Source organism: Nostoc sp. GT001, from assembly GCF_030382115.1.
Lineage (GTDB): Bacteria > Cyanobacteriota > Cyanobacteriia > Cyanobacteriales > Nostocaceae > Nostoc.
On record NZ_JAUDRJ010000005.1, the window covers coordinates 1 to 9996 of the forward strand.

The 9996-nt window shown below is 38.1% G+C and carries 4 protein-coding genes; 3 read left to right on the forward strand and 1 reads right to left on the reverse strand.

Going from position 1 to position 9996, the window contains the following annotated elements:
- Positions 1-208 precede the first annotated feature (208 nt).
- The 3 genes from QUD05_RS34235 (at position 209) to QUD05_RS34245 (ending at position 9311) form a co-directional block, all read left to right on the forward strand.
- Positions 209-445 carry a reverse transcriptase domain-containing protein gene (locus QUD05_RS34235; protein ID WP_354666194.1) on the forward strand — a complete coding sequence of 79 codons (237 nt, stop codon included), beginning with the start codon at positions 209-211 and terminating at the stop codon, positions 443-445.
- Between the two features lie 97 nt (positions 446-542).
- Positions 543-998: a Ty3/Gypsy family RNase HI domain-containing protein gene (locus QUD05_RS34240; protein WP_354666195.1), complete on the forward strand. Its 456-nt coding sequence runs from the start codon at positions 543-545 to the stop codon at positions 996-998.
- An 8145-nt stretch (positions 999-9143) separates the two neighbouring features.
- A complete protein-coding gene (locus tag QUD05_RS34245; protein WP_354666196.1) occupies positions 9144-9311 on the forward strand; it encodes an RNase H-like domain-containing protein in 168 nt (55 codons plus the stop codon).
- Between the two features lie 241 nt (positions 9312-9552).
- Here QUD05_RS34245 and QUD05_RS33855 read toward each other — a convergent pair whose 3' ends face one another.
- On the reverse strand, positions 9553-9972 hold the full coding sequence (locus QUD05_RS33855; RefSeq protein WP_289800165.1) for an Npun_F0494 family protein: 420 nt from the start codon (positions 9970-9972) through the stop codon (positions 9553-9555).
- Positions 9973-9996 lie beyond the last annotated feature (24 nt).

Genomic DNA, 9996 nt, shown 5'->3' on the forward strand with positions numbered 1-9996 from the left:
TTCCTCCATATTCTCTAAGATCGATCTTCGAACCGAGGTTATCATCGATACGAGTCAAAGATGCGTACGTTATGAAGACTGCATTTCGCACTCGTTACGGCCATTTTGAGTTCATAATGCATGCGTTTGGTTTGACAAACGCACCAGCAAGTATTTATGGCACCGATGAATAGGGTGTTCCAACCCTACTTAACATCGATTTGTGGTAGTGTTTATCGATGATATTCTGGTTTATTCTCGCACGGATAGCGAGCATGAAGAACACCTCGCGACCGTTCTCGTAGTTCTCCGTGAGCAACAACTTTATGCCAAGTTCAGCAAATGTGAGTTCGTCGAAAAGTGTGGCATTCTTAGGCCATGTAATTTCAGCAACAAGGTATTGCAGTTGATCCTTCGAAGATTCAAGCAGTCTCGAGAGTGGGAGAGACCGGCAACCGTAACGTAGATTCATGTTCCTGGGTTACCTGTTACTATAAGAGATTTGTCGAGGGATTCTCTAAGATCGCTAAACCAATGACTCGTCTCACACAAAAGATGTTTAAATTTGTAATGGGACGAAGCTTGCGAGAGCAGCTTTCAGAGAGTTAAAGGATAGGCTTACTTCAAGACTTATTCTTGCACTACCAGAGGGTAACGAAGGATTCGTAATTTATAGCGACGCTTCACTTCGTGGTCTAGGATGCGTATTGATGCAAAATGGACGAGTTATTGCTTATGCTTCGAGGCAATTGAAACCCGCCGAGAAGAATTATCCTACGCACGATTTGGAGTTAGCAGCCTATCGTCTTCGCATCAAGACTTGGAGGCATTATTTGTATGGTGCTCGCTCCTGTGAGGTCACGACCGACTCCATAGAGCCTCGTGTATCTGTTTCTCATAAGGAGCTTAATTTAAGGCAGAGGCGATGGTTAGAATTGATCGAGGACTATAAAGTTAATATCGAGTACCATCCGGGTAAAGCCAATGTCGTAGCCGATGCGCTTAGTCTGGAAGTCTAGATTCGAGGTCGTAATGGCTAGCATGTTAGCGCAAGAATCATCTTTGGTTACTCTAATTCATAATCGGCAACCGAAAGAGGCCGTAGAAGATGGCACTCGAGTAATGTTTGCAAATATTCGAGTTTATCCTCTACTCCTTGAGAAGATCAAGGAGGCACAAGTATCCGATACAATGGCTATTAAGTGGCGTGAGCTCGCTTGACTTGGGGAAACAAAATCTTTTTCGAAATTCGCAACGATGGTGTTTTACTGTTTCGAGATCGGGTTTACGTGCCCGTTAATGCGGAGTTGAAGAGGTTAATTCTTCGAGGAAGCACATGCTACTCGTTATACCGTTCATCCGGGGTAACGAAAGATGTATCAAGATCCGAAGAGGAACTTGGTGGCCGACAATGAAGAAAGATGTAGCCGAGTTCGTTGCTAAATGTCTCACATGCCGGAGGGTTAAGGCCGAACACATGAAACCCGGTGGATTATTACGGCCTCTTCCTATCCCCGAATGGAAGTGGGAAAATATAGCAATGGATTTTGTAACTTCTTTTCCGAAGACTCGTGGTGGCCATGATGCGGTATGGGTTATTGTTGATCGTTTAACCAAGTCGGCGCACTTCATTTCGATCGCAATGACGTATTCATTGGATAAATTAGCTAGATTAGTTTATGGATACCATCATTCTGCTATCATGGAGCCCCGTATCAATTGTATCCGATCGCGATTCTAGATTCACGTCAAACTTCTGGAAAGCACCTGCAATGAGCCTGGGCGTATGAGTTATTGATGAGTTCCCGTCTTTCCATCCCCGAACCGATGGACAATCTGAGAGGACGATTCAAATTCCTCGAGGATATGTTACGTGCTTGTGTCCTAGATTTTAAAGGCGCTTGGGATAGTCACATTCCATTGATCGAGTTCGCGTATAATAATAGTTTTCAAGCGAGCATCGGGATGGCACCGTTCGAAGCTTTATATGGGCGTAAGTGTCGTTCACCGATTTGTTGGGATGAAGTGGGGAAAAGCAACTTTTAGGCCCCGAAATGGTACGAAGGATGTATAGATGTAATTCAAGGCTTTTGCGACTGCTTGACTACGTGCAGACAAAGCAGTAAGAGTTATGCAGATAAGAGGCGTGGAGATCTAGTTTTCGTCGAGGGTGATAATGTTTTTCTCAAGGTTTCCCCACGAAGGGCGTTTCATTTCGATAAATGAGGAAAGTTGAATCCGTGATTTATCGGACCTTTCAAGATCCTCTCTCGTGTAGGAAATGTTGCTTATCGCTTAGAGTTACCACTAGAAATGTCGAGAATACACAGCGTCTTTCATGTTTCTATGCTCCGAAAGTACGAACCGGACCCGTCGCATGTTCTTGGTGGTTGTAGCCAATTACTTCATTGAGGACTTTGACATGTATATTGAGCGGCCGATCCGGATTTTAGATCGGAGAGAGAATAAGTTAAGGACTGAAGGTTATTCCTTTGGTAAAGGTCTTATGGCAAGCATCATTCTTCCGAGGAGGCGACTTGGGAGCGTGAGGCGGAGATGCGAGACAAGTATCCTCACTTGTTCGAGTCTCTGATGTACTTTTCTTTCTTATTTCATTCGAATTTGAGGACAAATTCCTATTAAGGAGGGGAAGTTTTGTCACGACCCAAATTCCTCGTTGTACGGAATTGTCCCAATTTCGCTGTATCTGCCTAATTTTATCAGAAAATCATATTTCGTCAAATTCTTCAATTTTCTAGCGTTGATCTAGTATTTTGCAACCATGAATATATATCGCCCAAAATGTACAACAATTATTTTAATCAAACGCAAACGAACAAAAATTGCCAAAACTGCCTTATTTTTCCAACTTTGCGAAAATAGCCATAATTGCACTCGAAACTTGGGATTTTTCAAATTTGATATTTTTCTAATCATGGGACTAAAATAATATTATTTTTACTCAAATAATATCATAAAAATATTAAATTTATATTTCGGACATTTTTCGCCAAAAACTACGCAATTATGGGATTTTTCCAATTTTGTTGGAAATGACGTGTAAACTTGGAATTTTTGTGATTTCTTATTTTTAGCTATATGGATAAATTATTTTAAGGGCAATCAACATTAAAAATCATCATGGGATCATCTTTCAAATTGTAATTTTAATTTCCCAATTTGTAGGATTCTTCCCAACACTTAGGAAATTTTTATCTCATGTAATTGTAACTAAGTTAACTATATAATTACCTTCTAACTACACCATTATAAACAAATTGGACTAACCAACTTAGTTCCATTATTTAAGGGATTTTATGTCCTTAAAAATATGGAAAAGTGAGTTAAAGGAGGATTTTAAGGGAGTTAGATGTGTGTTGTCAACTTAGTAGCCATTGATTAAATCAATGGCCAAGATCAAGTCAACATTGAAATTAAAATAAATGAAAAATAAATTATATTTTTAGTCTTTAAATTAAGAAGTCTTCTTCTTCATTGGACATTTCGAAAATGCTATGTAGAAACCACCATTGTTAAGCTCATCTTCAAGCTCGAAAATCACCTCTTAAACTTCATTTTCAAGCCTCCTTCCTTTGAGAAAAAATGTTCCTTAGCTTCTTCCTCTATACATTGAACCCAAAAATATATATGTGTTGTTTGAAACCCTCAAACTTTTCGATCAAATCAATTCAAGCAAAAATCAAGTAGAAGCTTGAGGAGCTCCAACAACACTTCCTTTCAAGTTTAGGAAGCTCAAAATTCAAGTAGGTGTTGTTAATTTCATTTATGTTTTTAATTATGTAGGTAATTATATATACTCAAAAGAGTATTTAAAACACTTAATAATGTTTAAAAACATATTTTTAAACTTATTTTCAAGTTTGGAAAAAATATGAAGAAAATTGGAAAAATAGGATTTTTAAGGAGCTAGAGGTGTATGGACCTCTAGGAGCCTTAGAAATTCAATTTTTCTTCATCAATTTTCTTAAAATAATATTATATGATGTTGGTTAAATTTTGGTAAAAATCGAAAAATAAAAACGAGAAGAATTTTGTCCCAATGGGCGTAAAAATGGGTATTTTTCTACCATATATATATATTTTATATATATATATAAAAATTGTAAAAATAATTATTATAATACCCATAATAATATTATTATACCCCTTATGTTGTTAAATAAATATATAAATCAATCTCTCGCGCGTTTCGTGCTCGAAATCACAAAATTGATAAAAATTGGACGTGAATTACTATTCATCACAGATTTTTGCGAATATTTAGATGGACCAATTTTAGTGTATAAAAATATATCCCAAGCCTTGTACACCTTGCAAAAATCAAGAAATATTATACTCAAAATTATACATAAGAAGAGGAGATATGAAGCTAGAGTTGGAGCTCGATTTTGAGGCCCAACCATGAGCCATTTCGGCCACAACTGAGCTGGTATGGCAGTGGGTAAGGATGTTTAGTGGGTTGACTTGGGTTGAGTGGATATAGTGTAGAGATGGTAGGAGTTAAGTGGGTATATGGAGTAGGCTTAGGAGTGAGTTAGGAGTGAGTTTGAGTGGATTTTGGGCCCAATTAGAGCCTACTCGAAACTGCCATATGGCAGTTCGGCCATTGATGTGGGTAGTATGTTGGGTGTGGTTGGTGAGTGGGTGTGAGGTGAGTTAGTGTGTGAGTGTAGGTAGTAGTGAGGTGTAGTGTGGTATAGGTGAGTGGTGTAGTATAGTGAGTTAGGCCCAATGTATAGGCCAATGGAATAGGTGAGGCCATTCGACATATATATATATATATATATATATATATATATATATATATATATATATATATATATATATATATATATATATATATATATGTATATATATATATATATATATATATATATATATATATATATATATGTATATATATGTATATATGTATATGTATATATATGTATATATATATATATATATATATATATATATATGTATATATATATATAATATATATATATATATATATATATATATATATATATTATTAGCGAGCCACGTCGTACACTTAGGCCTAATAGGCCGATGCGAATCCTCGAGTAAACGCGACATTATACTTTAGTCCTTAAACCATAAGACGCAATGAATTAAATAAAATAATCACGCAATAAAATAAAATAAAATAATTAGCGTTGACGCTAACGGTACCCGCGCGCAAAAATAATTATTGGACCCCGTTTGCGCGAGGTACCGTCACGCGCCATAATTTGGAAAATTGTACCCGATGATTAATAAATAAATAATTTAAGCGCCACGAATATTAACGACGATTTTTAATTAATAAATTATTTATTTATTAAGCCCCGAAATAATTAAATTAATTAATTTCACCCGCGTGAGCTCACGAGGCGCCCACACGGGAGGGTTTAAGGCATTTTTTGGAAATTTGCCAAATGACCCGAATTGATTTAATATTTTAAATAGATGTCCAAAATAATTATATAATCAATAATGAATTTTAATTAGATATGCGATAAAATCTCATTCGAGCACTATTTACCCACGTGCGTGAAATATTATTTCCAAATGGGCTAAAGGCCAAATGAATTAAATAATTGGACAATCTCATTCAATTTATATTATATAAAATTAATTAATAATGGGATACACTATTATATATATCATATACATAGACATTATTCGTCATATTATATTATATATGGACAACTACGAGAGCAACATAATGACACGTGTCTTAGTACCTATCGTTTATATGAATCTATGTGCATTTTTAATGTTAGTATGTGCACGCATGAACCACTAAAATGATGATGATGATGATGATAATTAAATAAATATTGAAAGTGGTGTAAGTGCATAATACTAACGTGTGTGCGCAGGTGGAGGGGTATGGGGGTCGGTGAAATGTAACCGTCCTTGGTAACTTGGACACTGGTAGGGCCACTTGGCCACTATGGCAATCCAATATTTATTGGGCCACACCATACGTAGTTCGCCGGTATCATTGTCGTGGTTATTATCCCTACCTAATGACATTCCGTACCAGGAAGCGTTAGGTATGTGTGAGATGGACTATTTTCCTTGGCTGGTACAAGCCTCGTGACTTATTAGGGACTCGCTATCCCGACGTATTTAGAACACGGTTAGGTGCCGAAGGGGTATTGATTCCTGGAGGCTTAACCCCCCTCAACTATATATGATATCAACTACCTCATCGTGTAGTTTGTGTTCTCCGGTCGCATCCCATACCCATTTTTCTTTTTACGATTGTCTCGTGAAATGCCATCGGTCGGGCTAAGTAGCGGACATGTCGCATTGGCAGACCTTGTCATGAGTACGAGGTGATTGGACGTCCGGATATATTTATATGATAAGTTATGTAGTGTCGGGCTGCATAACTGATATGTGACATATTTAACATGATGTATTGTGTATGCCATACTTATTGATGATGTCGTGTGAGCATGCATGCATTTATATTATGACATTATTGTAGAATTATAATTGTGGAATACATATATATATATATATTTTTATATATATATATATATAGCTAATATTGGTATGTGTTCTTGTTTGATTCTCATATTTAGTATTTACTATATATATATATTTATACACACGATTGTACTCTGCAAATGTGAATACAACAATTTAAATTACGTAAAGTTATAAAGTGAAAGATCCCCTTAAATGATTGATTGACCCCTACGTATTTTAAAATCATGATTTAATTAATAGCACCTACCGACCCCGTTGTCATACGGGTTGATGCTTGCATTATATGCACAACCTTTTTGTTTATGGTTGCAGATACGAGAATCATTCCCGTTATTCGGTTGTAGATATTCGGATCTTCCATCGAAGCGTGTAATTTTGGTATAGTATAAGTCATGGATCGCAGCACGGTCGAAGGTTAATATTATGCTTCCTTGGGGACCGTGACCGCTCGTGTTATGACGAGGTTATACGGGACGACCTCAATGAAACATAATGTTTTCATTATGTTAAATTGTATTTTGTATAATTGGAACTTGCTACTGCTTTTCGCAATGTAATTTTGTATAACTCTAAATGTCTGTTTTGTAATATTGTATTTATATTTTCGCAGCAGTATTATGTTTATGAACTGATGATATGCACGTGCAACATTATTAAATGTTTAAAAATTGAATGATGATTATTGAATATCGAATTTGGGTATTCGGCTTGGCAATCGACTCATTGATTATTGATGTATAAAAAAAAATTGAGGATTTCTAAGTCGGGTCCCCACGACTTGGTATCGAAGCACATGCACGAAATCGATTCATAACATAAGTGGTTCCCAAAAATGTTTTCAAAAATTATATATATTATAACATTAACCGATTGTGACTTCCATTCGACTATTAGGAATCCAATTGATTTAGTTATCATCTTTAGCTAAGACTAAGTTCTTACGAGTCTTCAATTATTCTTATAGGTTCCAAGTGATGTCTCAATCGAGAGTGACCGAGATGTCTAGGATGGACCGACTACTCCTGAACCTACAGATTCTGGAAAAGACCTTTAAGATCCAGAACTTGCTCCTTTTGGATATGTCTAGGTATATGACTCAACCCGTTGAGACGCCGGTGGTTGAAGTCGTACCTCCCCGCCTCGGTCATCACAGCCCCCGAGGCGGGAGTTTGGGGAATCTTCATCTCGTACTCCTCGTCACCGCTTAGTCCCCAAGATTAATGGGCGGAAGAAGATGAAGAAGCAGCGTAAGAAGGGAGGCAAGCATTGGCGGCCACCACCTATTGTCGTAGTCCCTCCTTCACGGGCACTGTCGACTGGTACTGCTACTCCTCGGTGTGGCATTTGTGGCCGCACCAATCACATGGAGCGTGACTGTTATTTGAAGAATGGGAAATGTTTTCATTGCGGAGTTCGGGGACACGTCCGTTCGCAATGCCCCGAACTTTTTCGGAGTGCCATTCGACGTAAAGGCGCAGGACCAATATTGAAGACTACTCGAGAAGTGATGTAACCACGTTTAATCCCTCGTGTTGTAATCTTGTATTCCAATAGTAGCGTACCTTATATCTTGTACCTTATATGTTGTACCTCGTATTTTATCTTTTGAAGGTGTACGCCATTTTGATTTAAGGATCAAGAACTTATTTTGTTAAGCTTCAGTTATTCCTTAGCTTATCTCACTAGTATGCTTAACTCTATTCATTGATTCTTATAATTGTACTACTATCAAATGCGAGTTATAGTAAGTACCCTCTAAGAAATTAGACTTAACCACTACGAGCATTAGAATGAGGATGTCTTAACTACGCTCGACTATGAACATTGACTTAGGGATCCCGAGATTTGAATAAGAAGTGTTAAGCCTAGGAGATGGATTCTCTCGATAATGTAGAGGGAGCTTTCTTGGGAATCATGAGCCTTATGTGGGCCGTGGAGTTCGACTTGAGAACCCCAAAGAAAAACATCTCACAAAGCTTGGAACACTCCAATTCTGAATCTCTACGAACCCTAGTCATGGGAATAGCAAAATAAGGATTCTCATTCAATCGCTACGAGGTAAGTGGTGATGTCGGTTATCACTCCTTGTTAGGAATCTTAATTGTTCCTTCTTTGGCAAAAACTAGCTATTTGAGAACATTGCGACTTTAGACCATCTTGAACCCACCTTCTAAAGATGATTCTGCCAACTCTTATTCATGTTCCATCCTTATAGGGGTAGACTAGTAGGATTCATTTTCTTCGTAACTCGTATAGTCTTTGAACTGATAAACTTCAGAATAGCCGACTCTATAATTATTCTTCTTCAATCTTAACTCGAAGCTAGGGTGTCATTATGAGATTGAAGTCTGCTAACTAATCTATGGTCACCACGACTGGTACCATATCCTAGTAAGTATTCGTAAAAGCCAACTGGTACGTGCAGGAGATTATGGAGAAGTTCTCTAAGATCGCTAAGCCTTTGACTCGTCTCACGCAGAAAGGATGTTAAATTCGTATGAGACGAGGCTTGCGAGAGCAGTTTCTAGAATTAAAGGATAGGCTCACTTCAGCGCCTATTCTTGCACTACCGAGAGGGTAACGAAGGATTCGTGATTTATAGCGATGCTTCACTTCGTGGTCTAGGATGCGTATTGATGCAGAATGGATGAGTTATTGCTTATGCTTTGAGGCAGTTGAAACCTGCTGAGAAGAATTATCCTACTCACGATTTGGAGTTAGCGGCTATCATTTTCGCATTGAAGACTTGGAGGCATTATTTGTATGGTGCTCGGTTTGAAGTCATGACCGACCATAAGAGCCTCAAGTATCTATTTTCATAGAAGGAGCTTAACTTAAGGCAGAGGCGATGGTTAGAATTGATCGAGGACTATAAAGTTAATATCGAGTACCATCCGGGTAAAGCCAATGTCGTAGGCGATGCGCTTAGTCGGAAGTCTAGTCCGAGGGCTGTAATGGCTAGTATGTTAGCGCAAGAGTCAGCTTTGGTTACTATGCCGTTAAGTTGACACCAATGATTCATGAATTGCCCCTACAGCGTATAGTTTTGCGTAAGTCCTAATTCTAAAAAGGTATCCGTAACCAACGAATCACAATATCGGATAAACGATCTGGCCATGAAGCAGTCCGCCAATTTTCNCCCCACAAATACTGTTCCACCAACTGGCGTCCCAGGGAGTGAGGGCGGAAACTATCCGCAATCCACCGACCATCAACTTCTCGACGCAATACACCCACTTGAATCAGACAGCCCAGGGCGTTATCACACGCTAATTCTGATAAAGGGCGCTTAGTATAGCCCTGCTTTAGTCCATTTTCTAGGGCGATCGCAGCTAATGACTTACTCTGGTGTCCCATGACTTCAAATAACGATACGTTAAAAGAGGTGGAACACACTAGCGANNNGCTTCGGCTCTTTCTTTTACTNGTGCTTTGAGGATAGACAAGAAAATANTTTGGGTTTTGGGAATCAACAACAGGCATTGTGTAATGGGGGAGAAATTTTTC